The 25,972-nt window shown below is 63.5% G+C and carries 25 protein-coding genes and 1 riboswitch; of the genes, 22 read left to right on the forward strand and 3 right to left on the reverse strand.

The features are described from left to right. The first annotated feature begins 44 nt into the window (after positions 1 to 44). From CK218_RS10460 to CK218_RS10500, 9 genes are all read left to right on the forward strand, one after another. The gene (locus tag CK218_RS10460) at positions 45 to 1,190 is read left to right on the forward strand and encodes an ABC transporter ATP-binding protein (protein WP_095827648.1); all 1,146 of its coding nucleotides are present in this window, start codon (positions 45 to 47) and stop codon (positions 1,188 to 1,190) included. Between the two features lie 28 nt (positions 1,191 to 1,218). Then, the gene (locus CK218_RS10465) at positions 1,219 to 3,354 is read left to right on the forward strand and encodes a beta-galactosidase (RefSeq protein ID WP_095827649.1); all 2,136 of its coding nucleotides are present in this window, start codon (positions 1,219 to 1,221) and stop codon (positions 3,352 to 3,354) included. 281 nt (positions 3,355 to 3,635) lie between these two features. Beyond that, positions 3,636 to 3,747, forward strand: a riboswitch (TPP riboswitch). Between the two features lie 112 nt (positions 3,748 to 3,859). Next, entirely contained in the window at positions 3,860 to 5,680 is a 1,821-nt protein-coding gene (gene thiC, locus CK218_RS10470) for a phosphomethylpyrimidine synthase ThiC (RefSeq protein ID WP_095827650.1), read from the forward strand. After that, entirely contained in the window at positions 5,677 to 6,645 is a 969-nt protein-coding gene (gene thiO / locus CK218_RS10475; RefSeq protein WP_095827651.1) for a glycine oxidase ThiO, read from the forward strand. Before thiC ends, thiO begins: the two co-directional genes overlap by 4 nt. Further along, positions 6,642 to 6,839, forward strand: coding sequence for a sulfur carrier protein ThiS (thiS, locus tag CK218_RS10480; RefSeq protein ID WP_095827652.1), 198 nt, complete (start codon positions 6,642 to 6,644; stop codon positions 6,837 to 6,839). Before thiO ends, thiS begins: the two co-directional genes overlap by 4 nt. Before the next feature lie 4 nt (positions 6,840 to 6,843). Next, positions 6,844 to 7,617 (forward strand): thiazole synthase, encoded by a 774-nt coding sequence (locus CK218_RS10485; RefSeq protein WP_095827653.1) that lies wholly within the window; start codon positions 6,844 to 6,846, stop codon positions 7,615 to 7,617. Further along, on the forward strand, positions 7,614 to 8,219 hold the full coding sequence (locus CK218_RS10490) for a thiamine phosphate synthase (protein WP_095827654.1): 606 nt from the start codon (positions 7,614 to 7,616) through the stop codon (positions 8,217 to 8,219). Before CK218_RS10485 ends, CK218_RS10490 begins: the two co-directional genes overlap by 4 nt. Then, positions 8,210 to 8,965, forward strand: a complete 756-nt coding sequence (locus CK218_RS10495; protein ID WP_095827655.1) for a hydroxymethylpyrimidine/phosphomethylpyrimidine kinase — start codon at positions 8,210 to 8,212, stop codon at positions 8,963 to 8,965. The genes CK218_RS10490 and CK218_RS10495 overlap by 10 nt, the downstream gene beginning before the upstream one ends. A gap of 163 nt (positions 8,966 to 9,128) precedes the next feature. Then, positions 9,129 to 10,083 (forward strand): IS630 family transposase gene (locus tag CK218_RS10500; RefSeq protein WP_095827656.1). Its coding sequence is split into 2 segments (ribosomal slippage): positions 9,129 to 9,467 and positions 9,469 to 10,083, totalling 954 coding nucleotides; the frame shifts between segments, so codons are not numbered across the junction. A gap of 259 nt (positions 10,084 to 10,342) precedes the next feature. On the opposite strand, the gene ald is transcribed toward CK218_RS10500, so the two are convergent. Beyond that, complete coding sequence (gene ald / locus CK218_RS10505) at positions 10,343 to 11,458, reverse strand: alanine dehydrogenase (protein ID WP_067321621.1); 1,116 nt, start codon at positions 11,456 to 11,458, stop codon at positions 10,343 to 10,345. Between the two features lie 211 nt (positions 11,459 to 11,669). On the opposite strand from ald, the gene CK218_RS10510 reads away from it, so the two are divergent. After that, the gene (locus CK218_RS10510) at positions 11,670 to 12,143 is read left to right on the forward strand and encodes an Lrp/AsnC family transcriptional regulator (protein WP_059188527.1); all 474 of its coding nucleotides are present in this window, start codon (positions 11,670 to 11,672) and stop codon (positions 12,141 to 12,143) included. A gap of 105 nt (positions 12,144 to 12,248) precedes the next feature. Here CK218_RS10510 and CK218_RS10515 read toward each other — a convergent pair whose 3' ends face one another. Then, the gene (locus CK218_RS10515; protein ID WP_095827657.1) at positions 12,249 to 12,908 is read right to left on the reverse strand and encodes a 5-formyltetrahydrofolate cyclo-ligase; all 660 of its coding nucleotides are present in this window, start codon (positions 12,906 to 12,908) and stop codon (positions 12,249 to 12,251) included. Between the two features lie 175 nt (positions 12,909 to 13,083). Between CK218_RS10515 and CK218_RS10520 the strand changes: the two genes are divergently transcribed. Together CK218_RS10520 and CK218_RS10525 are read left to right on the forward strand one after the other, a co-directional pair. Next, complete coding sequence (locus tag CK218_RS10520) at positions 13,084 to 14,349, forward strand: NAD(P)/FAD-dependent oxidoreductase (RefSeq protein ID WP_095827658.1); 1,266 nt, start codon at positions 13,084 to 13,086, stop codon at positions 14,347 to 14,349. 128 nt (positions 14,350 to 14,477) lie between these two features. Next, positions 14,478 to 16,451 (forward strand): bifunctional 2',3'-cyclic-nucleotide 2'-phosphodiesterase/3'-nucleotidase, encoded by a 1,974-nt coding sequence (locus CK218_RS10525; protein WP_095827659.1) that lies wholly within the window; start codon positions 14,478 to 14,480, stop codon positions 16,449 to 16,451. 29 nt (positions 16,452 to 16,480) lie between these two features. Here CK218_RS10525 and CK218_RS10530 read toward each other — a convergent pair whose 3' ends face one another. Then, positions 16,481 to 16,777 carry a hypothetical protein gene (locus CK218_RS10530; RefSeq protein WP_095827660.1) on the reverse strand — a complete coding sequence of 99 codons (297 nt, stop codon included), beginning with the start codon at positions 16,775 to 16,777 and terminating at the stop codon, positions 16,481 to 16,483. Between the two features lie 259 nt (positions 16,778 to 17,036). Between CK218_RS10530 and CK218_RS31380 the strand changes: the two genes are divergently transcribed. The 10 genes from CK218_RS31380 (at position 17,037) to CK218_RS10575 (ending at position 25,966) form a co-directional block, all read left to right on the forward strand. Further along, entirely contained in the window at positions 17,037 to 17,171 is a 135-nt protein-coding gene (locus CK218_RS31380; protein WP_259979787.1) for a hypothetical protein, read from the forward strand. Between the two features lie 104 nt (positions 17,172 to 17,275). Further along, on the forward strand, positions 17,276 to 17,566 hold the full coding sequence (locus tag CK218_RS10535) for a Dabb family protein (RefSeq protein WP_066989660.1): 291 nt from the start codon (positions 17,276 to 17,278) through the stop codon (positions 17,564 to 17,566). 70 nt (positions 17,567 to 17,636) lie between these two features. Beyond that, entirely contained in the window at positions 17,637 to 18,512 is an 876-nt protein-coding gene (locus CK218_RS10540) for a VOC family protein (RefSeq protein WP_095827661.1), read from the forward strand. Beyond that, a complete protein-coding gene (gene kdsA / locus CK218_RS10545; RefSeq protein ID WP_095827662.1) occupies positions 18,509 to 19,351 on the forward strand; it encodes a 3-deoxy-8-phosphooctulonate synthase in 843 nt (280 codons plus the stop codon). Before CK218_RS10540 ends, kdsA begins: the two co-directional genes overlap by 4 nt. Before the next feature lie 79 nt (positions 19,352 to 19,430). After that, positions 19,431 to 19,796 carry a PRC-barrel domain-containing protein gene (locus tag CK218_RS10550; RefSeq protein ID WP_066989666.1) on the forward strand — a complete coding sequence of 122 codons (366 nt, stop codon included), beginning with the start codon at positions 19,431 to 19,433 and terminating at the stop codon, positions 19,794 to 19,796. 391 nt (positions 19,797 to 20,187) lie between these two features. After that, on the forward strand, positions 20,188 to 21,462 hold the full coding sequence (gene eno / locus CK218_RS10555; RefSeq protein ID WP_066989668.1) for a phosphopyruvate hydratase: 1,275 nt from the start codon (positions 20,188 to 20,190) through the stop codon (positions 21,460 to 21,462). 167 nt (positions 21,463 to 21,629) lie between these two features. Continuing rightward, complete coding sequence (locus CK218_RS10560; protein WP_066989670.1) at positions 21,630 to 21,953, forward strand: septum formation initiator family protein; 324 nt, start codon at positions 21,630 to 21,632, stop codon at positions 21,951 to 21,953. 178 nt (positions 21,954 to 22,131) lie between these two features. Further along, on the forward strand, positions 22,132 to 23,178 hold the full coding sequence (pdhA, locus tag CK218_RS10565) for a pyruvate dehydrogenase (acetyl-transferring) E1 component subunit alpha (protein WP_095777644.1): 1,047 nt from the start codon (positions 22,132 to 22,134) through the stop codon (positions 23,176 to 23,178). 13 nt (positions 23,179 to 23,191) lie between these two features. Continuing rightward, a complete protein-coding gene (locus tag CK218_RS10570; protein WP_095827663.1) occupies positions 23,192 to 24,583 on the forward strand; it encodes a pyruvate dehydrogenase complex E1 component subunit beta in 1,392 nt (463 codons plus the stop codon). Positions 24,584 to 24,601: 18 nt separating this feature from the next. Beyond that, positions 24,602 to 25,966: a pyruvate dehydrogenase complex dihydrolipoamide acetyltransferase gene (locus CK218_RS10575; protein WP_066989676.1), complete on the forward strand. Its 1,365-nt coding sequence runs from the start codon at positions 24,602 to 24,604 to the stop codon at positions 25,964 to 25,966. Positions 25,967 to 25,972: the final 6 nt, after the last annotated feature.

Here is a 25,972-nt window from a genome sequence, read left to right on the forward strand (position 1 = left end):
CGCGAACCCTGCCGCACCCGACACGCACGGAAAGGCGCCTCGATATGAGCAGCGTGGAATTGCGAAAAGTCGACAAGCACTATGCCGGCTACCATGCCCTGAAGACGGTCGACCTGACGATCGAAAAGGGCGAGTTCGTCGTCATGGTCGGCCCCTCCGGCTGCGGAAAGTCGACATTGCTGAAGACGATCGCCGGGTTGGAAACCATCAACTCCGGCCACATCGTGATCAACGGGCGAGACGTCACCAGGGAAGAACCCGGCGACCGCGGCATCGCAATGGTCTTCCAGTCCTATGCACTCTACCCACACATGACCGTCGCCGAGAACATGGGCTTCGGCCTGCGGATGGCCCACCGGCCCAGGACCGAGATCGACGCCGCCGTCAAACGCGCAGCACGGATCCTGCGTCTGGAGGAGCAGCTCGACAAGCGCCCGAAGCAACTATCGGGCGGGCAGCGCCAGCGCGTCGCGATCGGCCGCGCGATCACCCGCTCGCCCGAGGTGTTCCTGTTCGACGAGCCGCTGTCGAACCTCGATGCCGCGCTGCGCACTCAGATGCGAGTGGAACTTTCGAGCCTGCACGCGCAGCTTGGATCGACGATGATCTATGTCACCCACGACCAGGTCGAGGCGATGACCATGGCCGACCGGATCGTGGTCCTCAACAAGGGCCGGATCGAGCAGGTCGGCTCGCCACTGGAGCTCTACGCCAACCCTGCCAACATTTTCGTCGCGGGCTTCCTCGGCGCGCCACGCATGAATTTCATCGAAGCGAAAGCAGTGAGCGTCGAGGCATCCAGCGTCTCGGTAGCGGCAGCCGGCCTCCCTGCCATCACCTTGGATGGCATCGACGCCGGCGGCCTTTCGGCTGGTGACGCCGTGACCATCGGCATCCGTCCGGAGGCCCTGCGTGTCGTCGAGCCAAGCGACGACGTAATGCCGGCCTTCTCCAGCCAGGTCCGTCTGGTCGAGCAGTTGGGGCGCGAAACTGTCCTCTACGTCGACGGCTCTCCGCTTCAGACGACCAATTCCGACAGCGGCACCGGCAATTTCACGCTTCAGCTCAACAAGGTTTCTACCCTCGGCGTCGGCGCCGCGTTGCAGGTCGGCTTCGAAGCCGGCGACGCCTACCTCTTCGGCCCCGATGGCCGCACGCTCACGCCAAGAAAACCCCTCGCCTCAGTCTGAACCTCGAAATTTCGAAAGTCCCATACGCATGAACCGCAAAGAGCCCGCTCCGCTATCCGTATGGCGGCCCCTCAATCTTGACCGCTTTCTGCTTGGAGCACCTCATTACCCCGAACATGTCGACGAAGGCTGCTGGCAGCGTGACGCCGAGCGCATGGCCGCCGCCGGCGTCAACACAGTGCGTATGGGAGAGTTCGCCTGGCACATTTTCGAGCCCCGCGAAGGCAAGTTCGAGTTCGGCCTGTTCGATCGCGCGATCGAACTTCTCGGCCGCGCGGGGATCGACACGATCATGTGCACGCCGACAGCCACCCCTCCCCGCTGGCTCACCGTCAACTATCCCGAAGTGCTGCGCGTCGACATGAACGGGCGGGCCTCGAGCCACGGATCGCGCCAGCATGCCGACACCACAAGCCCGGTATTCCGCGCCCACAGCCGCCGCATCACCCGCGCCATGGCCGAGCATTATCGGCACAACCCGCGTGTGATCGGCTGGCAGACGGACAACGAGCTCAACACCACGGTGTCGGAATCGTTCGCGCCTTCGACAAGGCTGGAGTTCCAGAAATACCTGCAGAAGGCCTACGGCACCATCGAGGCGTTGAACTTCGCCTGGGGCGGCCACTTCTGGGCGACGGCCTACGACGATTTCTCGCAGATCGACCTGCCGAGACCGCTCATGCCGTCCTACCCCAGCCCCGGCCATGTGCAGGACTACCATCGCTTTCTGGCCGCAGCGACCGCCGCCTTCCAACATGACCAGGTCGAGATCCTGCGTGCCGCCAATCCGGACTGGTTCATCTTCCATAATCTTGGCCAGCTTGCCGACATCGACTTCCGCGGTCAGTTCGGACAGGACCTCGATTTCATCGGCTTCGACATCTATCCGATGCTCTATGACGAGATGCGCCGAACCGGCGGGCATGCGGCGACCCAGGCCCTCCATCTCGACATATGCCGCGCCTATTCCGGCAACTTCATCGTTCCGGAGCAGGCCTCAGGCTTCGGCAGCCAGCCCGGCTTCTCGACGATGACGCCGGAGCCCGGCGAGATGCGTCGCATGGCCATGACCTCGGTGGCCCGCGGCGCCGACGGTGTCATGTTCTTTCGTTGGCGTCCCGCGCATTTCGGCGCCGAGATCTACTGGATGGGCGTCATCGATCACGACGACGTGCCGCGCCGCCGCTATGACGAGGCAAGCCGCTTCTTCCATGAGATCGCCGCCGCGAAGGAGCAGATTCTTGGCACCGCAGTGCGCATGGACCTCGGCATCGCCGGCGCGGACTTCGACAACCAGGAGGCTCACAAGACCTATCCGATCGGCCTCCCCAGTCCGCTCGAAGACGCGACGCTGCTTCATCGCCACTGCTATCAGAACGGCATTGCATGCGGGTTCATTCATCCCGAAGACGATCTTTCGCGGCTCAAGGCGCTCTACGTCCCGCATTGGGTGATGTGGAAGAATGAATGGAACGAGGCTGTCGAAACATTCGTCCGCAACGGCGGTACGCTGATCCTATCGGCATTGAGCGCGACGAGGGACGAGAACAACCACATCATTCGCGAGCAGGCTCCCGGCAAGGCCCTTGCAGCCCTGAGCGGCGTCAGGGTGACGGAGTTCGGCCGCGTCGTTCCCGAAGGCGCCAGCGGCCTGTTTCCGCTGTTTCGTCCGGCTCCGATGGGCACCTATGCACCGCCGCCCCTCCCGGCCTCGTCCGCGGAACGCAAATACCTGTTCACCCTTGGCAATGAAGAATTCCAGGCTGCGCATTTGTACGAGGTGCTTGACGTAGCGCCTGACACCGAGGTGCTCGGCGTCTGGTCGAACCGCTTCGCCGCCGGCTCTCCGGCAATCACCGCCCGCAAGGTCGGGCAAGGTCGGGTTGTCTATGTCGGCACGTATCTCACGCCGCAACTGACGGAGAAGCTTGTCGATGTCGTGCTGGCCAAAGCCGGTATAGCGCCTTTGCTGCCCGACCTGCCTGCCGGGGTGGAGGTCTCTGTCAGGGAAGCCGACGACCGCCGGCTGATGTTCGTGCTGAACACCACGGAAGTCGCCGTGATCTTACCCAAGGTCCCAAAGGGCCTCGACCTGCTGACGGGCAAGGCCGTTGAAGGAACGCTGCAAGTCGACCCTTACGGCTGCGCAATAATTCGGTCCTGAACAAATCGAACCAGCGTCCATAGACGCCGAACAGATGCTCTTCGAGGCGAAAAATGCGTTCTTCAATCCGCCGCCACAAGGGATCGCAAAAGCGTTTCCTTGGCGGATGACAAGTGGGCCCCGACTGCCAGCTCGACGCGCGCAAGGTCGTGGCTCAATGGGCGTCGATGTAAGAGATGCTCGATCAAAGCTGCGTGGCTGCGCCGCTTCTCGTCGCTTGTTCCAGGCTGGAGAAGTCATGAAGTCGAGTTGACAGGATAGCGTCGCATCGTCCAACCTAGGCGCCTCACCAGGGGAGTCCCGGCAAGGGGCTGAGATACTGCTATCGCGCGCAGTGACCCGTTGAACCTGATCCAGTTCATACTGGCGTAGGGACGGTGCGAGGCTTCGCGGGTCGGCAATCCGGCTTCGGCATTCGGGCAGTGCCCGCATTCTAAGCGAAGCGTCACTTCCTCCTCATCGCGTGGACTGGGTCTCCGTTGCACTCGAGCAAGGAGGCTCACTCATGAATGCCCACACCCCGACCGTCACCGTCGGCGAACTCCCAGCTTCGAAGAAGGTCCACAAACCCGGTCAGCTTCACCCGGAGCTGCGGGTGCCGATGCGCGAGATCTCGGTCCACCCGAGCGCCGGCGAGCCGCCGGTCACTGTCTACGACTCGTCCGGTCCCTACACGGACGCCACGGTGAAAACCGACATCGAGCGTGGCTTGCCACGGCTGCGCGAGGCATGGATCGAGGCGCGCGGAGACGTGGGGCGCTACGAGGGCCGCACGATCAAGCCGGAAGACAACGGCTTCGTCTCAGCCGATCGCCTGACGCCGGAATTCCCGGTTCGCAACAGACCGTTGCGCGCGGCCGGCGGCCGCGCTGTCACACAGCTCGCCTATGCGCGCGCCGGCATCATCACGCCTGAGATGGAGTTCGTCGCCATCCGCGAGAACCTCGGCCGTGAGCAGTTGCGTTCGAAACTTCAACGCGATGGCCAAAGCTTCGGCGCCGCGATCCCTGACTTCGTCACGCCGGAATTCGTGCGCGACGAGGTGGCGCGCGGCCGCGCCATCATCCCGTCCAACATTAACCACCCGGAAAGCGAGCCGATGATCATCGGCCGCAATTTCCTGGTCAAGATCAACGCCAATATCGGCAACTCCGCCGTCACCTCGTCGATGGCCGAGGAGGTCGAGAAGATGGTGTGGGCGATCCGCTGGGGCGCCGACACGGTGATGGACCTCTCGACCGGACGCAACATCCACAACATCCGCGAATGGATCGTGCGCAATTCGCCGGTGCCGATCGGCACGGTGCCGATCTACCAGGCGCTGGAGAAGGTCGGCGGCGTCGCCGAGGAACTGACCTGGGAGGTGTTCCGCGACACCCTCATCGAGCAGGCCGAGCAGGGCGTGGACTATTTCACGATCCATGCCGGCGTGCGCCTGCCCTATATCCCGCTCACCGTCGATCGCGTCACCGGCATCGTGTCGCGCGGCGGCTCGATCATGGCCAAGTGGTGCCTACATCACCACAAGGAGAGTTTTCTCTACGAGCATTTCGAGGAGATCTGCGACATCGCCCGGGCCTTTGACGTGGCGTTCTCGCTCGGCGACGGCCTTCGCCCCGGCTCGATCGCCGATGCCAATGACGCGGCCCAGTTCGCCGAGCTGGAAACGCTCGGAGAGCTCACCAAGATCGCCTGGTCCAAGGACTGCCAGGTGATGATCGAGGGCCCCGGCCACGTGCCGATGCACAAGATCAAGCAGAACATGGACAAGCAGCTCGCGGTCTGTGGCGAAGCGCCGTTCTACACGCTCGGGCCGCTCACCACCGACATCGCGCCGGGCTATGACCACATCACATCGGGCATCGGCGCGGCGATGATCGGCTGGTTCGGAACGTCGATGCTCTGCTACGTCACGCCGAAGGAGCATCTCGGCCTGCCCGACCGCGACGACGTCAAGACTGGCGTCATCACCTACAAGATCGCCGCGCATGCCGCCGACCTCGCCAAGGGCCATCCGGCCGCCCAGGTCAGGGACGACGCGCTGTCGAGGGCGCGCTTCGAGTTCCGGTGGGAGGACCAGTTCAACCTGTCGCTCGATCCGGAGACGGCGCGCGCCTTCCACGACGAAACCCTACCGAAGGAGGCGCACAAGGTGGCGCATTTCTGCTCCATGTGCGGTCCCAAATTCTGCTCGATGCGGATCTCGCATGACATCCGCGCGGAAGCGCAGAAGGAAGGGCTCGCGGCCATGGCAGCGAAGTACCGCGACGGCGGCGATCTCTATATGCCGGTCGACAGCACCTCCGAGCGCACGGACACGCCATGAAGGTGCTCGTTCGCGGCGCTGGCGTTGCCGGATTGACGCTCGCGCACGAGCTGGCAACGCGCGGCGCCGAGGTGACCCTTGTCGAGAAACGCCTCGATATCGCCGGCAATGCCTCCTGGCAGGCCGGCGGCATGCTCGCGCCCTGGTGCGAGCGCGAGAGCGCCGAAGAGACCGTGCTGACGCTCGGACGCGACGCAGTTGATTGGTGGGACGCGGCCTTGCCCGGCCATGTCTCGCGCCGCGGCACGCTGGTGCTGGCGTCTGCGCGCGATGCCGGCGAACTCGACCGGTTCGGCCGCCGAACGTCCGGCTTCAGGCAGTTGGACGCCAGCCAAATCGCGGCACTCGAGCCGGCCCTCGACGGCCGGTTTCGACGTGGGTTGTATTTCGCTGAGGAAGCGCATCTCGACCCACGCAAGGCGCTGCTTTCCCTGCGCGACAAGCTGCGCGGGATGAGCGCGCGCGTCGAGTTCGGCCGCAGCTCGGCGCCCGCATCTCAGGATATTGAGGTGGACTGCACCGGCAGCGGTGACAAGCGACCGGAACTGCGCGGCGTACGCGGCGAGATGCTGATCCTGCGAACGCACGAGATCTCGCTGGCCCGCCCGGTGCGGCTGCTGCATCCGCGCGTCTCCGTCTATGTCGTGCCCCGCGCGGACAACCTGTTCATGGTCGGCGCGACGATGATCGAGTGCGATGCCGAAGGCCCGATCACCGCGCGCTCGACCATGGAACTGCTCGGCGCTGCCTATGCGTTGCATCCGGCCTTCGGCGAAGCCGAGCTGGTCGAAACCGGTGTTGGCGTGCGTCCCGCATTCACCGACAACTTGCCTCGCGTCGAGCGCGACGGGGGGAATATTCGCATCAACGGCCTCTACCGCCACGGCTTCCTGCTCGCGCCGGCCATGGCGCGGCGAGCAGCCGACCTCATCCTGGGATCCTGGAGCAAAGGAGTTTGCCCTTGAAGCTCACCGTTAACGGCCAAGCTCATGAAGTCGCAGCAGAAACGCTTGCCGCGCTGCTCCGCGAACTCGATTTCCAAGGCGGCTGGCTCGCCACCGCGCTGAACGGTGACGTCGTACCGGCCGGGGAGCGCGACCGCTGCCGGCTCAGCGATGGCGACCGCATCGAAATCCTCTCGCCGATGAAGGGAGGCTGATCCCATGCTCGAGTTCTATGGACAGAAACTCGCGTCCCGCCTTCTGCTGGGCACCGCGCTTTACCCCTCGCCTGCCGTCATGGCGGAGGCGGTGAAAGCGTCCGGCACGGAGATCGTCACGGTGTCGCTCCGCCGCGAAACATCGGGCGGCAAAGCCGGCGGCCAGTTCTGGTCGCTGGTCCAGTCGCTCGGCGTTCGCGTGCTGCCCAACACCGCCGGCTGCCACTCGGTGAGCGAAGCGGTCACGACGGCGCGGATGGCGCGCGAGGTGTTCGGCACTGACTGGATCAAGCTGGAAGTGATCGGCAACCACGACACGCTGCAGCCCGACGTCTTCGGATTGGTCGAAGCCGCAAGGATCCTTGCCTCCGAAGGCTTCGAGGTGTTTCCCTACACCACCGACGACCTCGTCGTTGCCGAGCGCCTGCTCGACGCCGGCTGCAGGCTCCTGATGCCCTGGTGCGCGCCGATCGGCTCCGCCCGCGGGCCGCAGAACCCCGATGCGCTGCGAAGCCTGCGCGGCCATTTCCCCGGCATTCCGCTGATTGTCGATGCCGGCATCGGCCGGCCCTCGCATGCCGCGGCCGTGATGGAGCTCGGCTACGACGCAGTGCTGCTCAACACCGCGGTCGCCAGGGCCGGCGATCCCGTTGCCATGGCCGCGGCCTTCGGCAAGGCGGTCGAGGCCGGCCGCGAGGCCTATTGCGCCGGCCTGCTCGAGCCGCGCGACATGGCCGTTCCCTCCACCCCCGTCATCGGCATGGCAGCATTCTCATGAAGCTCGATCCGTTTTACCTGATCGTCGATTCCGCCGCTTGGATCGAACGTCTGGTGCCGCTCGGCGTGAGGCTGGTGCAGCTGCGCATCAAGGACCAGGGCGAAGCTTCGCTGCGCCGAGAAATTCGCGCCTCGAAGGCAGTCTGTGACCGCCACGGCTGCCGGTTGATCGTCAACGACTACTGGCGTCTTGCGATCGAGGAAGATTGCGATTTCGTTCACCTCGGCCAGGAAGATCTGGCGGAGGCTGATGTGAAGGCGATCCGCAGGGCGGGCGTGAGGCTGGGCCTCAGCACTCACGACGGCGCCGAACTCGAAACCGCGCTCCAAGCCGAGCCGGACTATGTCGCGCTCGGACCGATCTACCCGACCATTCTCAAGGCGATGAAATGGGATCCGCAGGGGCTGGACCGCATCGCCGCCTGGAAGCAGCGCGTCGGCGATATTCCGCTTGTGGCCATCGGCGGGCTCACCGTCGAGCGCGTTGCCGCTGTCTTCGCGCACGGCGCCCAAAGTGCGGCGGTCGTCACCGACATCACCCGCAACACGCACCCCGAGGCGCGGACGGCTGAATGGCTGGCGGCGACAGCCCAATGGCGTTGACGCCGCATGTGCTGATCGTCGCCGGCTGCGATTCAAGTGGCGGCGCCGGAACAGCCCGAGACGTCGAGACCGTATCCGCCTTTGGGCTGCGCAGTTGCCTCGCCGTCACGGCCGTGACCGTCCAGACGCACTCGGCCGTCGAACACATCGAGCAGATGCCGCCGCAGCTTATCGCCGCCCAAATGCGCGCTGCCTTTGCTGCCAATCCGGTCGCAGCCGTCAAGATCGGCATGCTGGGGACGGCGGCAGCCATTGAGGCGGTCGGCTCTGTCCTGGCGGCCCATCCGAAGGTGCCGGTGGTCCTCGACCCTGTGCTTGGCTCGACCTCGGGACGCGTGTTGCTGCAGGACGATGCCGTCGACGTGTTGCGCCGTGATCTGATGCCGCTCTGCCGGCTCGTGACCCCCAACCTGATTGAGCTCGCAAGGTTTGTGGGATCAGAACCTGCGAAGGACGAAGAAGGCGCGTGCGTTCAAGGCGAGGACCTGTTGGCGACGGTGCGGACCGCCGTGCTCGTCAAGGGCGGGCACGCGCACGGACATCAAGCGAATGACGTTCTCATGCAGCCGGACCGTCGCGCCGTTCGGGTCGAAGCGCCTCGCGTCCATCGGGGGATGCGTGGCACCGGCTGCGTGCTGTCCAGCGCCATCGCCGCATCGTTAGCTCAAGGTCTGCCGTTGGAGGCGGCGGTACAGCACGCCAAGCGCTATGTTCTCCAACTCCTTCGTGGGGATGCGACGAGTTAAACGGACGAGCGCAATGCGCATCTTGGCCGATTCCCAGGAGGTCAGAGGCGCGTGCCCTCCAGGTCCGAGCCGGCGGTCTAGAGCGTCGGACCATCAGATTGAATCGCGAAGGATTCCGCTGATGTAAGGTTTGTGATTCACTTCCTTGTGGAGGTGATTTGCCATGCCCAAGCCCTATTCGCTCGATTTGCGTGAACGTGTTGTGCGGTTTGTCGAGGCGGGCCATTCTCGGCGTGCGGCGGCGGCACATTTTGAGGTGTCGGTTTCGTTCGTCGTTATCCTGATGAGGAACTATCGAGAGACCGAGAGCCTGGCGCCCAAAGCCAGTGGTGGCCGCCGCCATTCCAAGCTCGATCCGCATCGTGCGTTCCTGCTTGGTTGTGTGGCCGAGAAGGACGACATCACCATGCCGGAGCTTGCCGCCCAACTGGTTATTGCTGCAGGCGTCCAAGTCGCTCCCGCCTCGATCTCACGTTGGCTCATCAGGAACGGCTACCGCTTCAAAAAAAACGCTGCGGGCCAGCGAGCAAGATCGACCCGACATCAGCAAGGCGCGCCAGGAGTGGCGGGCCAAACGCCAGCCGCGGATGCGGCTTGAGCCACATCGGCTGGTGTTTATCGACGAGACCGGAACCACGACGAAGATGACGCGCTTGCGCGGTCGCTGCCTGAAGGGTCGGCGGTTGCGCTCAAAGGCACCGTTTGGACATTGGAAGACGCAGACCTTCATCGCCGGGCTGCGCTGCCATGGGCTTACCGCCCCTTTCGTCGTCGACGCGCCGATGAACCGGCGCATCTTCGAGACCTACGTCGAAACGCAGCTCGCTCCGACGTTGGCAAGGGGCGATGTCGTCATCCTTGACAACCTCGCCGCCCACAAGAGTCCAGCCGCCGAGGCAGCCATCAGGGCAAGAGGCGCATGGCTGCTCTTCCTGCCGCCCTACAGTCCGGATCTCAACCCGATCGAAATGGCCTTCGCCAAGCTCAAGGCGCATCTGCGCGCAAAGGCCATCAGAACCATCGACGCTCTGTGGCAGGCCATCGGCGATATCTGCAATCTGTTCTCCCTAACAGAATGCAGAAACTACTTCACTGCCGCAGGCTATGGACTCACATGAAAATCCGCCGCTCTAGAAGGGCAGTCGTTGATCGATGGCCGACCGCGGATGGACCGGCGGCACATCGCAACATCGAGGAAGCGGGGCTCTGGCTCCGCTTTTTTGTTGCCCGGACTCTTCGCGCAAAGGACCGGTTGGAAACACGATAAAAAACGCCCGCCGGAAGAACCGGCGGGCGACAGAAGGAAGCTTTTATCGAGGGCAATTCCAGGAAAGGTCTGTAGCAGCGGTACCGTCCGGAATTACGTGACAAATAATTTCAGGCGGCCAGCACCGCCTTCGGTTCGACCATCTCGTAACCCAGCGCTTCGGCGACGGCACGATTGGTGATCTTGCCCTTGTGGACATTGAGGCCGTTGCGCAGGTGATGGTCGTCGACCAGCGCCTTCAGGCCCTTGTCGGCGAGCTGCAGGCCGTGATGCAGGGTGGCGTTGTTCAGCGCGTGTGCCGAGGTGACCGGAACCGCGCCCGGCATGTTGGCGACGCAGTAGTGGATCACGCCGTCGACCTCATAGGTCGGGTCGGCATGGGTCGTGGCGTGCGAGGTCTCGAAGCAGCCGCCCTGGTCGATGGCGACGTCGACGAGCACCGAGCCCTTCTTCATGCCGGAGAGCATTTCGCGGGTGACCAGCTTGGGTGCGGCAGCGCCCGGGATCAGCACGGCGCCGACGACGATGTCAGCCGAGAAGCACTCGTCTTCGAGCGCCTCGACGGTCGAGTAGCGGGTATGGACACGGCCGCCAAAAATGTCGTCGAGCTGGCGCAGGCGCGGGATCGAGCGGTCGATGATGGTGACGTCGGCGCCGAGGCCGGCAGCCATCTTGGCAGCGTGCAGGCCGACGACGCCGCCGCCGAGCACGGTGACCTTGCCTGGCAAAACGCCGGGAACGCCGCCGAGCAGCACGCCGCGGCCGCCATTGGCCTTCTGCAGCGCGGTCGCGCCGGCCTGGATCGACAGGCGGCCGGCGACTTCCGACATCGGTGCGAGCAGGGGAAGACCGCCACGGTCGTCGGTGACCGTCTCATAGGCGATCGCCGTGACGCCCGAAGCGAGCAGGCCCTTGGTCTGCTCCGGATCCGGGGCGAGGTGGAGGTAGGTGTAGAGGATCTGGCCGTCGCGCAGCTGCACCCATTCGTTGGGCTGCGGTTCCTTGACCTTGACGATCATGTCCGACTTGGCGAACACGTCGGCGGCCGTCTTGGCGATCGTGGCGCCGGCGGCGCGATAGGCGTTGTCGTCGGCGCCTATGCCGGCGCCGGCGCCGGCCTCGACAAGCACTTCGTGGCCGTGCGCGACATATTCGCGAACCGAGCCGGGCGTCAGACCGACACGGTATTCATGGTTCTTGATTTCCTTGGGGCAGCCGACGCGCATCTTCTTCTCCTGTCCGGCCCTTGAAAGGGCGCTCTCCCTGACATTTCCGGGCATGCCGCCAATCCCAAAACCGCCGCGCAGTTGGGCGACATGCATGAGACGCAGTGAAGCATGAATCGTTCCGTATGTGTTTGCGAATGCACTTGCGGCAGCGTCCGGTCTTCGATAATCGTTGCGCAAAATGCCGGATTATTCGCAGGAATCCCGAAAAATGCCGCTCGATAGGATTGATATCGCCATTCTGGAGACCTTGCAGAAGGATGGCCGGATCCCCAATGCAGCGCTTGCCGAAAAGGTTGGGCTGTCACAGTCGGCCTGCTCCAGGCGCCTGGACAATCTGGAGAAATCCGGAACCATCCGCGGCTATCACGCGCGGCTGTCGAATGCCGCGCTCGGCCATCAGATGACGGCGATCGTGCATATATCGCTGTCGGGGCAGTTCGAGAAGACGCTGTCCGATTTCGAAGCGGCGATCAAACGCTGCCCGAACGTGCTTTCCTGCCATCTGATGTCGGGCGAATACGACTATATCCTGCGTATAGCGGCCAAGGACCTTGCCGACTATGAGCGCATCCACAAGGAATGGCTGTCGGCGATGCCGCATGTGACGAAGATCAACTCATCCTTCGCCCTGCGCGAGATCGTCGACAGGACAGCGGTGGGGTTGAGGCCGGAAATGGCTTAGCTGAGGTCAGAGCGTTTCAGCGTTCCACCGGAACCCGAACCGCTCAATCTCTTTGCTTTGCGCAATTGCGGACGGAAACCGCTACACACTTTTCGTGGAACTGCCTTAGGCTCCGGTCGCCTCGGTTACCACCTTGGTCATCGGGATGTCGTGCCGCTGCGGATAGATGGTGGGAATGCGCTGCAATTCGTAGCCGACGCCGATCACCAGCGGCCTGAACGGCATGGCGGCGAGCGTACGATCGTAGAAACCGCCGCCATAGCCCAGCCGGTAGTTGCTGGGATCGATGCCGACCACAGGCGAGATCACGATATCGGGCAGGACAGGATCACCCTCGGCCGGGATCGGGATGTTCCAGACGCCTTTCTCCAGCCGGTCGCCCGGCGCGTAGGCGCGGAACACCAAAGGCTGGCCCTTCTCGATGACGACGGGCAGCGCGGTGCGGCCGCCGCGCGCATTGATCGACGCCATAAAGCCGCGCAGGTCCGGCTCGCCGCGGAACGGCCAGTAGAGGCTGACCATAAGGCCGGCAACGTTGCCGACCAGCGTATCGAGGCCCTCGCCAATCCGCTGTGACATTGCCGCGCGTGCATCGGCGGAAACCGCAAGCCGCGCCCCGATCAGCCGCTCACGCTCCGCCTTGCGCCAGCGCCGGACATCAGTCCAGTCGGACAGCGGCATCTGATAGCCCGGGTCGAGCTCATGCATGAAACAAGGCGGCGAGGCGTATTGGGCCGGGCCGTCGTCATCGCGCTTGTCAGACATGCTCCACTCCTATCGTTCTGCTCCACGCTATACCCGGCGTTCCGAGGCTGACATGCGCGTACACGACACCGGGCGACGACTCCCGGGCAGTGACATGGCCAGCGGTGGCGTTGTTGCGGTGCACAAAAATGCTTACATCTAAGCAATCGGGTTGCTTTGGGCGAGGTGGCTGAAAATGGACGAAGCCAAGCATCATGTCGTGATCGTCGGCGCCGGGTTCGGCGGTCTCGAACTTACCCGCGCGCTGGCTGGCGCACCGGTGCGCATCACCATGATCGATAAGCGCAATCACCACTTGTTCCAGCCGCTGCTCTACCAGGTGGCGACCACCGCGCTGGCGACTTCCGAGATCGCCTGGCCGATCCGTCATCTTTTACGCAAGCGCAAGGATGTCACGACGCTTCTGGGTACGGTCATCGGTGTTGACCGCGCAGGCAAACGCGTGCTGCTCGATGACGGGAGCGCAGTCAGCTACGACACGCTGGTGCTCGCCACCGGCGCGCGCCACGCCTATTTCGGCCATGACGAATGGGAGCCATTCGCGCCCGGGCTGAAGACGCTGGAAGATGCCACCACCATCCGGCGCCGCATCCTGCTCGCCTTCGAGCAGGCCGAGCGCGAGACCGATCCCGCCAGGCGCCAGGCATTGCTGACGCTGGTCATCGTTGGCGGCGGACCGACCGGCGTGGAGCTTGCCGGCACCATTGCAGAGCTTGCGCAGGACACGCTGCGCGGCGAATTCCGCAATATCGACACGCGGCAGGCGCGCGTTGTGCTGATCGAAGCCGGTGACCTTGTGCTCGCCAATTTCGCACCGGAGCTCTCGGCCTATGCTCAAAAAGCGCTGGAGCGGCTTGGCGTGACGGTCGAGCTTGGTCGTGCCGTCACGCAGTTGGATGCCGAGGGCGTCGTCTTTGGCGATACCTACCTGCCGGCAAAGACGATTTTATGGGCAGCCGGCGTCGCCGCTTCGCCTGCGGCGGAATGGCTGGGAGCGCCCGCCGACCGGGCGGGCAGGGTGCTGGTCGAGCCCGATCTCACCGTGCCGGGCAGCCCCGACATATTCGTTATCGGCGATACGGCGCATCTGCTGCGACCGGACGGCAAGCCGGTACCGGGCGTGGCGCCGTCCGCCAAGCAGGAGGGCAGGCATGTTGCGGCGACGATCAAAGCGAGACTCGATGGCGACGCAACGCCACGCCCTTTCCGCTACAAGCATGCCGGCGACCTGGCGACGATCGGCAAACGCGCGGCCGCCATCGATTTCGGCTGGATCAAGCTCACCGGCTGGCTCGCATGGTGGCTCTGGGGGATAGCGCACATTTATTTCCTGATCGATTTTCGCAATCGGCTCGCGGTGTCGCTCAGTTGGCTGTGGATATATTTTACCGGGCAGCGCAGCGCGCGCCTGATCACTCAGGGTGACGACGACAAGAGCTGATTGCTTTTCATCGACGCGTCACCGTGTCGTGATCAACAGGCATCCAACAGACATGGACTCGAAATGCCTTCGACGGCATGTTCCGATTGGGGGGCAGGGCATGTCGCGTTGTCTAAGAGGAGGAAACAATGTCACTTTTGCCCGTCTCCCGCCGCGAATTCCTGGCCGGAGCCGCCGCCAGCGGAGCGCTGATCATGCTGCATCCGTTCTCCGCCCGTGCCGCAGCCAATCAGGCGCATCTGAGGATCATGGAGACGACCGACATCCATGTGAATTTGCTGCCTTATGATTATTACGCCGACAAAGCGAACGACACGATGGGCCTGTCGCGCACGGCCTCGCTGATCGACGGGGTGCGCAAGCAAGCCACCAATGCGATGCTGATCGACAATGGCGACCTGTTGCAGGGCAATCCGATGGGCGACTACATCGCCTATGAAAAGGGCATGAAGGACGGCGACCTGCATCCGATCATGAAGGGCATGAACCTGCTCGGCTATGAATGCTCGACGCTCGGCAACCACGAATTCAACTACGGCCTGTCCTTCATGGACAAGGTGTTGGCCGGCGCCAATTTCCCCTTCGTGTGCGCCAACCTGATCCGGGGCACGACGCTCGCCACGAACCCGCGCGACGACAAGCTCTACCTCAAGCCCTATGTCATCCTCGACAAGAAGATCAAGGACGGTTCCGGCGCTGAGCAACCGATCAAGATCGGGGTCATCGGTTTCGTGCCGCCGCAGATCATGGTCTGGGACCTGAAAAACCTGGAAGGCAACGTCCAGACCCGCGACATTGTCCAGGCGGCCAAGGCCTGGGTACCGCAAATCCGCGAGGAGGGCGCCGACATCGTCATTGCGCTTTCGCATTCCGGCATCGATATCAAGCAGGGCGAAATGATGGAGAACGCCTCCTTCTTCGTCGCCGGCGTCGAAGGCATCGACGCGGTCTTCACCGGGCACCAGCATCTCGTCTTCCCCGGCAAGAAGGATTTCCAGGCGCTGGAAGGCGTCGACACCGAAAAAGGCACTCTGCAGGGCAAGCCGGCGGTGATGGGCGGCTTCTGGGGCTCGCATATGGGCCTGATCGACCTGCTTCTTGAGCGCGACGGCTCGAAATGGCGCGTCGTCTCGGCCACCTCCGAGGCGCGGCCGATCTATGAGCGGGTCGACAGCAAGGACAAGGCTACGGTCGGCGACGACAAGCGCATCATCGCGGCGCTCGAGCAGGATCACGAGGCGACGCTCGCCTATGTCCGCCGCCCCGTCGGCAAGACGTCCGCGCCGCTCTATTCCTATTTCGCTTTGGTCGCCGACGATCCATCGGTGCAGATCGTCAATCAGGCGCAGAGCTGGTATCTCAAGGATATTTTGAAGAGCACAGAGTGGAAGGACGTGCCGCTCCTCTCTGCGGCGGCACCGTTCAAGGCAGGCGGCCGCAACGGCGCCGACTACTATACCGACGTCCCTGTCGGCGATATCGCCATCAAGAACGTCGCCGATCTCTATCTTTATCCGAACACCGTGCGCGCGGTCGAAATCACCGGCTCGCAAGTCAAGGAATGGCTGGAGATGTCGGCCGGCATCTTCAACAGGATCGAGCCCGGGAAGGCGGATCAGCCGCTGATCAACACCGATTTCCCCTCCTACAATTTCGACGTCATCGATGGCATCACCTACAAGATCGACCTGTCGCAGCCGCCGAAATACGATACCAAGGGCGCCGTCGCCAATGCCGGCTCCAGCCGCATCGTCGATCTTAAATTCGCCGGCAAGCCGCTCGATCCGGCAGCGAAATTCGTGGTTGCCACCAACAACTACCGCGCTGGCGGCGGCGGCAATTTCCCCGATATCAATGCTTCAAAGATCATCTACGAGGCGCCGGACACCAACCGCGACGTGATCGTGCGCTACGTCATCAGCGAGGGCACGATCAATCCGTCGGCGGACGACAACTGGTCGTTCGCGCCGCTGCCTGGAACCAGCGTTGTCTTCGAGACCGGACCCAGGGCCAAGGATTTCATCGGTCAGGTGAAGTCGCTGAAGATCGAGCCGGCGGGCGAGGGTGAGGCGGGGTTTGCCAAATACCGCATTGCCCTTTGATGTTGCGCGGCCGGGCCGGCCTGATTTGGCTAAGGCGAAGGGGTGGTCGCGGGCGTGGTGAGCGGCCCGGGGAAGGCCGGCTGGATCGACGTGCCGAGCGGATCGCTGGGCACGGTCAGCGGCGCCATTCCTCTCGGGTGGCGAATCTCCTGGATGGTCGATGTCGGCGTGTTGTTGACAAGGTCGCTGGCCCCCGGTGTCAGCGTCGGGGCAGTCAGCGCGCCCAGCGGGTCATTGGTGACCGTGGGCAAGGATACTTTTGCGTCAGCCGCACTTGCCGAGATCACGGCAAGCAGCAGCACGGCGACGGTTACGGTGCGGTTCAAGGAAGCCTCCTGTTGCGAACGACGCTCGGCGCTCGCCCGAGGATGCAGTGACGGCGCCGGACAGCCGGAAAAATGCCGGATGTCCGATCGCGGTTGCATCACGTTCGCATGAGACATTTGTGCTCGCACCGCAGCTCTCCAGGTAGGCCTGGATGGGTCCCATGACGCCGGAAAGGTGCGTCGATTACAAAGCGGTGAATTGGAACGATTGCCGTGAAGGCGCTCTGGTTCGGTTTGAGGACATACGCTAGCTTTAGCCATGCGTTATGTGATCGTTATCGTCGCCATCACGTTCTTCCTGATCTGGGACGGCCTCTACAACCAGGGCCAATATCTCGACGCGACCGTCAGGGAGATGTCGCGCATCGTGCGTTACGTCACCGGCGCTGCCTGAGGCCCCGACGCTGCCGCTCGAACAGCGGGCGCGACATCGTTGCCGGTTGACGCGACGGCCTTGCTCCCACAAAACGCGTTCATCCGTCGATCAAGGAGGCTGGGTTGATCCGGCACATCGTTTTCTTCAGCGTGCGGCGCAAGGAGGATGTGGAGGCCGTCCGGTCAGGTCTTCAGGAACTGGGCAAGATTCCACATTCGAAACACTTCGAGGTGACGCTCAATACCAAGGTCGATCTGTTCTCAAACGCGATCGACGTGGTCGTCTATGCCGAATTCGAGGACGAGGCAGCGCTCGCGGCCTACCGGGCGCATCCGATCTATGCGGAGACGACCGGCAGGGTTAAACCGTTGCGCGAGCTGCGTTATTCGGCCGACGTCGTGGCCGCCGCCTGAGCCGCGCCGTCCGCTCGCCTTGGACGCCAGGCCTTGAACCGATTTCCGCAATGGGGCACACCGCGCCGGCATGACGAAAACTTCGCCCCATCCGCTCGACCATCTCGTTCTGCCCACGCAGAGCCTCGACATTGCAGGGCAGCGCCTCTCGTCGCTCGGCTTCGTCGTCGCACCGACCGGCGTCCATCCTTTCGGGACCGTGAACGCTTGTGTCTTCTTCGCCGACGGCACCTATCTGGAACCGCTGGCCGTCGGCGATGACAGAACGGCCGATCGGGCGATGGGCGAAGGCAACGTCTTCGTCGCGCGCGACCGCCTTTACCGCAGCAGGCTTGGCGACGAGGGCTTCTCCGCGGTCGTCTTCGGGACCGCCGATGCAGATGCCGACCACGCGCGCTATGTCGAAGCGGGGCTGTCGGCAGGCAGCATGTTGAGCTTTTCGCGCGCCTTCACCGACACCACGGGCAAAAGCGACACGGCATCGTTCAAACTGGCATTCGCGGCCGATAGAAAAGCACCGGACGCATTCCTGTTCGCCTGCCAGCGGATCAACGCGCCGCAGATCGACCGCACCGCACTGCAGGCACATGCCAATGGCGTGACCGGCATCGTTGAGATCGTGGCGGTGAGTGACGCGCCTTCGAGCCACAGGGGACTGATATCGATCGCTGCCGGCCAGGACGCGAGCGACGGCGACAGGACTGACCTGCCAAACGCGACCCTGACCGTTCTGACGCCCGACGCTTTTGCCGCACGGTGCGGTGCTTCGGCAGGGCAGCCTTCGGACATGCGATTTGCGGCTGTCATCTTTGCGGTTCGCAGCGTCGCCGCAGCCACTCAGCTACTTGCGGCAAACGCCATAGAGCACAACATGAGCGGCGACGATGTCGTCGTCCCGCCGGCACCCGGTCAGGGCGCGGCCTTCATCTTTCGGGAGATCCCATGAGCGAGCCCCTTGCGCCCAGTGCCGCGGTAAGCGTCGGCAAGGTCGTTTTCGCCAACAATGCGCCCTTGTCGCTGATCGCAGGCCCCTGTCAACTCGAGTCGCGCCAGCATGCCTTCGACATGGCCGGCGCGCTGAAGGAACTGACCACAAGGCTTGGTATCGGGCTTGTGTACAAGACGAGCTACGACAAGGCCAACCGAACCTCGCTCGGCGGCGCGCGCGGCGCTGGGCTCGAGGCGGCGATGCCGATCTTCGAAGATCTGCGCAAGGAGTTCGGACTGCCGGTGCTGACCGACGTCCACACCGAGGAGCAATGCGCATCGGTCGCGCCGCATGTGGATGTGCTGCAGATACCGGCCTTTCTCAGCCGGCAGACGGATCTGCTGATTGCGGCGGCGCGCACCGGCAAGGTGGTGAACGTCAAGAAGGGTCAGTTCCTGGCGCCATGGGACATGAGGAATGTCGTCGCCAAGGTCACCGGTTCCGGCAACGCCAATGTGCTGGTCACCGAGCGCGGCGCCTCCTTCGGCTACAACACACTGGTGTCGGACATGCGAGCGCTGCCGATCATGGCCGAGATCGGCGCGCCGGTGATCTTCGACGCCACCCATTCCGTGCAGCAGCCGGGCGGGCAGGGCGGCTCGACCGGTGGCGAACGACGCTTCGTCGAGACCCTCGCGCGCGCCGCCGTGGCGATCGGCGTTGCCGGCGTGTTCATCGAAACCCACCAGGATCCGGACAACGCCCCCTCCGACGGCCCCAACATGGTGCCCTTGAAGAATCTTCCCACATTGCTGGAAAGGCTGATGGCGTTCGATCGGATCGCCAAGAGGCCGTAGCAGGGCAGCCGAAAATCTGGAACCTTCGCCCGCTCCCCTCATTGTCCACAACGGACAAGCAAATGAGAGGAGCACAACAATGACCACTCCGTCTGGCCACACCGAAGCCATTGCCGCCTCGCGCGTCATCGGCACCTCGGTCTACAACACCGCCGGCGACAGCATCGGCAGCATCGAGGACGTGATGCTCGACAAGATGTCGAACGGGATCATGTTCGCGGTCATCGGCTTCGGCGGCTTCCTCGGCATGGGCGAGAAGTATCACGCCATTCCGTGGGCAAGCCTCGACTATGATGAAAACATGGGCGGCTACGTCGTGCCTTTCACGAAGGAACAGCTCAAGGCGGCACCGGCCTACTCGATCGAGGAATTGACCGGCGCCGATGGTGAAGCGGCCCGCGATGCATCCTTCGAATACTACCACGTGAAGCCTTACTGGCACTGATCGGCCTGAGCGGCTGCTTCCAGAATCGAGAAGGCCCCCGGGTCCGGGGGCCTTCGAGCGTTGAGGAACCTATTCAGCGGTCCGAAGGGTGGATAGCTCCGTGGAGTTCTGCTGAGGCTTCTGGGTGTCGCAGGACGTTAGGAATGCCGCCGCGATCAGGAACAAACTCACGATACCGCTCAACTGGGACATGGCGAAACTCCTCGTGTTTCGCCCCGCGCAAACACGACCATAAATCAGAAGGGTGAGTCGTGCGCATGACTAATGATGACAAAGATTTGCGCTTCGTGAATCTTGTCGCCGGCAATTATTGCGGACCGCCCAATTGCCTTTTGCCGGGCTTTGGCTAAGAGGGGCGCGACGCTTCAATCGATCAATCGGGGACATCGCAATGACCGCCATCATCGACATTGTCGGGCGTGAAATCCTGGACAGCCGTGGAAATCCGACCGTCGAGGTCGACGTGGTGCTGGAAGACGGCTCGATGGGCCGCGCCGCCGTTCCGTCGGGCGCCTCGACCGGCGCGCATGAGGCGGTCGAGCTGCGCGACGGCGGGCCGCGCTATCTCGGCAAGGGAGTCCAGGGCGCCGTCGAGGCCGTGAACGGCGAGTTATTCGAGGCGATCGGCGGCATGGAAGCCGAGAACCAGATCCATATCGACCAGACGATGATCGAGCTCGACGGCACTCCGAACAAGAGCCGGCTCGGCGCCAACGCCATCCTCGGCGTGTCGCTGGCGGTGGCCAAGGCCGCCGCCGAGGCCGCCGGGCTGCCGCTCTACCGCTATGTCGGCGGCGCCAAGGCGCACATCCTGCCGGTGCCGATGATGAACATCATCAATGGCGGCGCTCATGCCGACAACCCGATCGACTTTCAGGAATTCATGATCCTGCCGGTCGGCGCGCCGACGCTGCGCGACGGCGTGCGTTGGGGCTCTGAAATCTTCCATACGCTGAGGAAGAAGCTGAAGGATGCCGGCCACAACACCAATGTCGGCGACGAGGGCGGTTTCGCCCCCAACCTGAAGAGCGCGCCGTCGGCCCTCGATTTCATCATGGAATCGATCGAGAAGGCCGGCTTCAAGCCGGGCGAGGACGTGGCGCTCGGCCTCGACTGCGCGGCGACCGAGTTCTTCAAGGACGGCAACTACGTCTATGAGGGCGAGAAGAAGACCCGCGATCCGAAGGCGCAGGCCAAATACCTCGCCAAGCTCGCTTCCGATTATCCGATCGTCACCATCGAGGACGGCCTTGCCGAGGACGATTGGGAGGGCTGGAAATACCTGACCGATCTGATCGGCAAGAAGACCCAATTGGTCGGCGACGATCTGTTTGTCACCAACACGGCGCGACTGCGCGACGGTATCCGCATGGGCGTCGCCAACTCGATCCTGGTCAAGGTCAACCAGATCGGCTCGCTCACCGAAACGCTCGACGCGGTCGAGACCGCGCACAAGGCCGGCTACACCGCCGTCATGTCGCACCGCTCGGGCGAGACCGAGGATTCGACCATTGCCGACCTCGCAGTCGCCACCAACTGCGGGCAGATCAAGACCGGCTCGCTGTCGCGCTCAGACCGCATGGCCAAGTACAACCAGCTCATCCGGATCGAGGAAGAGCTCGGCCGGCAGGCGCGCTACGCCGGCAAGTCGGTGGTCAAGGGCTGATCCGGACAAACTGTCTTGGTTGTTGAAAGAGGCGGAGAGGCGGGTTTCCCCGCCTCTTTTTGTTTCGGCAAGTCTCAGTCCAGCCAACCGTAACCGTCCATTAAGCACAATCGGGCGAAAAAAGACTCGAACAGCCGCTTGCGCTCGCGGCCGAAAGGGTTCGGGTCATGTGGACACGTCAGCACAAGCAGAGAAACACCGGCAAGCTGATCGTTCCGTCGCTGTGCGTGCTGTTTCTCGCCTATTTCGGCTTCCATGCCTATCACGGTGAGTTCGGCATCTACTCCAAATATCGGCTGCAGGCCCAGGCGGCCGAACTCCAGACTCAGCTCGACGCGGTCAAGGCGCGCCGGATCGACTTCGAACGTCGTGTCCAGCTCATGCATGAAGGCACGCTGGAAAAGGACATGCTTGACGAGCAGGCCCGAAAGGCGCTCAATCTGTCCCATCCGGACGAAATCACCATCATGCTTCCGGCTTCGGCAAAATAACCGAATTTCGGTTAATCAAACTTATTTGCAATGATTCTAATCGCTTAGGATGCATGTCAGCCATGCATTTTTCAGCATGGCGCATTGCATTCTTGCGTGTTAGCCTCGCTCAAATCGGTGGGGAGACGGGTCGCTCTCCCTTGAATGTCCGCGAAGAGACGCCAACAGGGAGTGATGTATGGCCACCGCCGCCAGAAAAGCGCCTGCCAAGTCCAAATCCAGATCCGACGGCAAATCGTCGGCCCTTTCCACCCCCAAGCCAGCCGACTTCACCAAAGAAGAAGAGCTCTCCGCCTACCGGCACATGCTGCTCATTCGCCGCTTCGAGGAGAAGGCGGGCCAGCTTTACGGCATGGGCTTTATCGGCGGCTTCTGCCACCTCTATATCGGCCAGGAGGCCGTCGTTACCGGCATGAAGATGGCGCTGATCGAGGGCGACCAGATGATCACCGCCTATCGCGACCATGGCCACATGCTGGCGATGGATCTGTCGCCGCGCGGCGTGATGGCCGAGCTCACCGGGCGCCGTGGCGGCCTGTCGAAAGGCAAGGGCGGCTCCATGCACATGTTCTCCAAGGAGAAGCATTTCTATGGCGGCCACGGCATCGTGGGCGCGCAGGTGTCGCTGGGCACAGGCCTGGCCTTCGCCAACCGCTACCGCGACAACAAGAATGTCTCGCTGACCTATTTCGGGGACGGCGCCGCCAACCAGGGCCAGGTCTATGAAAGCTTCAACATGGCCTCGCTGTGGAAGCTGCCGGTAATCTACATCATCGAGAACAATCGCTACGCCATGGGCACATCGGTGTCGCGCTCATCCGCCGAGACCGACTTCTCCAACCGCGGCGCTTCCTTCAAGATTCCCGGCATCCAGGTCGACGGCATGGACGTTCGCGCGGTCAAGGCAGCCGGCGACGTCGCCGCCGAATGGTGCCGCGGCGGCAACGGCCCGCTGATCCTCGAGATGCAGACCTATCGCTATCGCGGGCATTCGATGTCCGACCCGGCGAAGTATCGCTCCAAGGAAGAAGTGCAGAAGATGCGCTCGGAGCACGACCCGATCGAACAGGTCAAGGCGCGCCTGATAGATAAGAGGTGGGCGAGCGAAGACGATCTCAAGGCCGTCGACAAGGAGGTCCGCGACATCGTCGCCGACGCCGCCGAATTTGCCCAGCACGACGCCGAGCCGGATCCGTCCGAGCTCTGGACCGACATCGTACTCTAAGGAGGGCACGGACATGCCGATCGAAATTCTCATGCCCGCTCTCTCGCCGACGATGGAAGAGGGCAATCTTTCCAAGTGGTTGAAGAACGAAGGCGACAAGGTCGTCGCCGGCGACGTCATCGCCGAGATCGAGACCGACAAGGCGACGATGGAAGTCGAAGCCGTCGATGAAGGCACGCTCGCCAAGATCGTTGTTCCGGCCGGCACCGAAGGCGTCAAGGTCAACGCGTTGATCGCCGTGCTTGCGGTCGACGGTGAAGACGTCGACAAGGCCGGCGAAGGCATCGGCGAAGAAGAGCCCAAGGCTGAAGCGGCCGCGCCGGCACGGGCGCCCGCCGCGGCCAAAAGCGAGGCGGCTGCGCCTGTCGCCGCCGCGCCGAAGGCGGAAGTCGCGGCCGATCCGGACATCCCTGCCGGCACCGAAATGGTCTCGACCACGGTGCGCGAGGCGCTGCGTGACGCGATGGCCGAGGAAATGCGCCGCGACGGCGACGTCTTCGTCATTGGCGAGGAAGTTGCCGAATACCAAGGCGCCTACAAGATCACACAAGGCCTGCTGCAGGAATTCGGCCCGCGCCGCGTCGTCGACACCCCGATCACCGAGCACGGCTTTGCCGGCGTCGGCGTCGGCGCAGCCATGGCAGGCCTGAAGCCGATCGTCGAGTTCATGACCTTCAACTTCGCCATGCAGGCGATCGACCAGATCATCAATTCGGCCGCCAAGACGCTCTATATGTCCGGCGGCCAGATGGGCGCACCGATCGTCTTCCGCGGCCCGAACGGTGCGGCCGCCCGCGTCGCCGCCCAGCACTCGCAGTGCTACGCCGCCTGGTACAGCCACATCCCCGGGCTGAAGGTGGTGATGCCCTACACGGCAGCCGACGCCAAGGGCTTGCTCAAAGCCGCGATCCGCGATCCGAACCCGGTCATCTTCCTCGAGAACGAAATCCTCTACGGCCAGTCCTTCGACGTGCCGAAGCTCGACGATTTCGTGCTGCCGATCGGCAAGGCGCGCATCCACAAGCAGGGCAAGGACGTCACCATCGTCTCCTTCGGCATCGGCATGACCTATGCGGTGAAGGCCGAGGCCGAACTGCGCGGCATGGGCATTGATGCCGAAATCATCGATTTGAGAACCGTCCGTCCGCTCGACTTCGATACCATCATCGCCTCGGTCAAGAAGACCAACCGGCTGGTCGTGGTGGAGGAAGGCTTCCCGCAGAGCTCGGTCGGTGATCACATCGCCAGCCAGGTGTCGCAGCGCGCCTTCGACTTCCTCGATGCGCCGGTCATCACCATCGCCGGCAAGGACGTGCCGATGCCTTACGCGGCGAATCTCGAGAAGCTGGCGCTGCCCAATGTCGGCGAGGTCGTCGAGGCGGTCAAAGCCGTCACCTATCGCTGAGCCGGTCGGGAGGACAACATGCCAATCAACATCACCATGCCGGCTCTCTCGCCCACCATGGAAGAGGGCAATCTCGCCAAGTGGCTGGTCAAGGAAGGCGATCATGTTGCGCCCGGCGACGTGATCGCCGAAATCGAGACCGACAAGGCGACGATGGAGGTCGAAGCCGTCGATGAGGGCACAGTCGCCAAGCTCGTCGTTCCGGCAGGCACCGAAGGCGTCAAGGTCAATGCGGTGATCGCCATCCTGGCCGGCGAAGGCGAGGACGCCGGTGCTGCCGCAAAGAGCGATGGCGGGGCGGCGCCCAAGGCGGAGGCTCCGAAAGCGGACCCTGCGAAGGCCGAGGCGCCCAAGGAAGCGCCGAAGCCGGCACCCGCGCCGGCGAAGGCCGAGCCTGCACCGGTCGCCAACGGCCACGCCGGCGGCGAGCGCGTGTTCGCCTCGCCGCTCGCCCGCCGCATCGCCAAGGATGCCGGTGTCGACGTGAAGGGGCTTAGTGGCTCCGGTCCGCATGGCCGCGTGGTGAAGGCCGATGTCGAGGCGGCGATCGCTTCCGGCGGCGCCAAGGCTGCGCCTGCCGCCAAGGCTCCTGCCGGTGCGCCCGCAGGCGCTCCTGCCCCCGCGCCGAAGCCGATGTCGGACGATCAGGTGCTGAAGCTGTTCGCGGAAGGCTCTTACGAACTCGTTCCGCACGACAATATGCGCAAGACCATTGCGCGCCGCCTGGTCGAGGCCAAGAGCACCATTCCGCATTTCTATCTGACGCTCGACTGCGAGCTCGATGCGCTGCTCGCGCTGCGCACGCAACTCAACGCCGCGGCCCCAATGCGGAAAACCGAGAAGGGCGAGGTCCCGGCCTACAAGCTCTCGGTCAACGACATGGTGATCAAGGCGATGGCGATGGCGCTGATGGCGGTGCCGGACGCCAACGCCTCCTGGACCGAAAACGCCATGGTCAAGCACAAGCACGCCGATGTCGGCGTCGCCGTGTCGATACCCGGCGGCCTGATCACGCCGATCATCCGCCATGCCGACGAAAAGACGCTGTCCGTCATCTCCAACGAGATGAAGGATCTGGCAAGCCGCGCACGCGGCCGCAAACTGAAGCCCGAGGAGTACCAGGGCGGCACCACGGCCGTGTCCAATCTCGGCATGTTCGGCGTCAAGGATTTTGCCGCCGTTATCAACCCGCCGCACGCCACGATCCTTGCGGTCGGCGCCGGCGAGGAGCGCGCCATCGTGAAGAAAGGCGAGATCAAGATCGCCACCATGATGTCGGTGACGCTGTCGACCGATCACCGCGCCGTCGACGGCGCGCTCGGTGCGGAGCTGCTCGGCGCCTTCAAGCGCATGATCGAAAACCCGATGGGCATGCTGGTGTAAGGAAGG

Source organism: Mesorhizobium sp. WSM3879 (assembly GCF_002294915.1).
Lineage (GTDB): Bacteria > Pseudomonadota > Alphaproteobacteria > Rhizobiales > Rhizobiaceae > Mesorhizobium.

Bases quoted from the DNA above. Each gene is read 5' to 3' on its own strand.
- CK218_RS10575 (WP_066989676.1), top strand. From the start codon at position 24,602: ATGCCAATCAACATCACCATGCCGGCTCTCTCGCCCACCATGGAAGAG.
- CK218_RS10460 (WP_095827648.1), top strand. From the start codon at position 45: ATGAGCAGCGTGGAATTGCGAAAAGTCGACAAGCACTATGCCGGCTAC.
- CK218_RS10465 (WP_095827649.1), top strand. From the start codon at position 1,219: ATGAACCGCAAAGAGCCCGCTCCGCTATCCGTATGGCGGCCCCTCAAT.
- thiO (WP_095827651.1), top strand. From the start codon at position 5,677: ATGAAGGTGCTCGTTCGCGGCGCTGGCGTTGCCGGATTGACGCTCGCG.
- kdsA (WP_095827662.1), top strand. From the start codon at position 18,509: ATGAGCGAGCCCCTTGCGCCCAGTGCCGCGGTAAGCGTCGGCAAGGTC.
- CK218_RS31380 (WP_259979787.1), top strand. From the start codon at position 17,037: ATGCGTTATGTGATCGTTATCGTCGCCATCACGTTCTTCCTGATCTGG.
- CK218_RS10525 (WP_095827659.1), top strand. From the start codon at position 14,478: ATGTCACTTTTGCCCGTCTCCCGCCGCGAATTCCTGGCCGGAGCCGCC.
- CK218_RS10570 (WP_095827663.1), top strand. From the start codon at position 23,192: ATGCCGATCGAAATTCTCATGCCCGCTCTCTCGCCGACGATGGAAGAG.
- CK218_RS10540 (WP_095827661.1), top strand. From the start codon at position 17,637: ATGACGAAAACTTCGCCCCATCCGCTCGACCATCTCGTTCTGCCCACG.
- CK218_RS10495 (WP_095827655.1), top strand. From the start codon at position 8,210: ATGGCGTTGACGCCGCATGTGCTGATCGTCGCCGGCTGCGATTCAAGT.
- CK218_RS10515 (WP_095827657.1), bottom strand. From the start codon at position 12,908: ATGTCTGACAAGCGCGATGACGACGGCCCGGCCCAATACGCCTCGCCG.
- eno (WP_066989668.1), top strand. From the start codon at position 20,188: ATGACCGCCATCATCGACATTGTCGGGCGTGAAATCCTGGACAGCCGT.
- thiC (WP_095827650.1), top strand. From the start codon at position 3,860: ATGAATGCCCACACCCCGACCGTCACCGTCGGCGAACTCCCAGCTTCG.
- CK218_RS10510 (WP_059188527.1), top strand. From the start codon at position 11,670: ATGCCGCTCGATAGGATTGATATCGCCATTCTGGAGACCTTGCAGAAG.
- CK218_RS10560 (WP_066989670.1), top strand. From the start codon at position 21,630: ATGTGGACACGTCAGCACAAGCAGAGAAACACCGGCAAGCTGATCGTT.
- CK218_RS10485 (WP_095827653.1), top strand. From the start codon at position 6,844: ATGCTCGAGTTCTATGGACAGAAACTCGCGTCCCGCCTTCTGCTGGGC.
- CK218_RS10490 (WP_095827654.1), top strand. From the start codon at position 7,614: ATGAAGCTCGATCCGTTTTACCTGATCGTCGATTCCGCCGCTTGGATC.
- ald (WP_067321621.1), bottom strand. From the start codon at position 11,458: ATGCGCGTCGGCTGCCCCAAGGAAATCAAGAACCATGAATACCGTGTC.
- CK218_RS10550 (WP_066989666.1), top strand. From the start codon at position 19,431: ATGACCACTCCGTCTGGCCACACCGAAGCCATTGCCGCCTCGCGCGTC.
- CK218_RS10520 (WP_095827658.1), top strand. From the start codon at position 13,084: ATGGACGAAGCCAAGCATCATGTCGTGATCGTCGGCGCCGGGTTCGGC.
- pdhA (WP_095777644.1), top strand. From the start codon at position 22,132: ATGGCCACCGCCGCCAGAAAAGCGCCTGCCAAGTCCAAATCCAGATCC.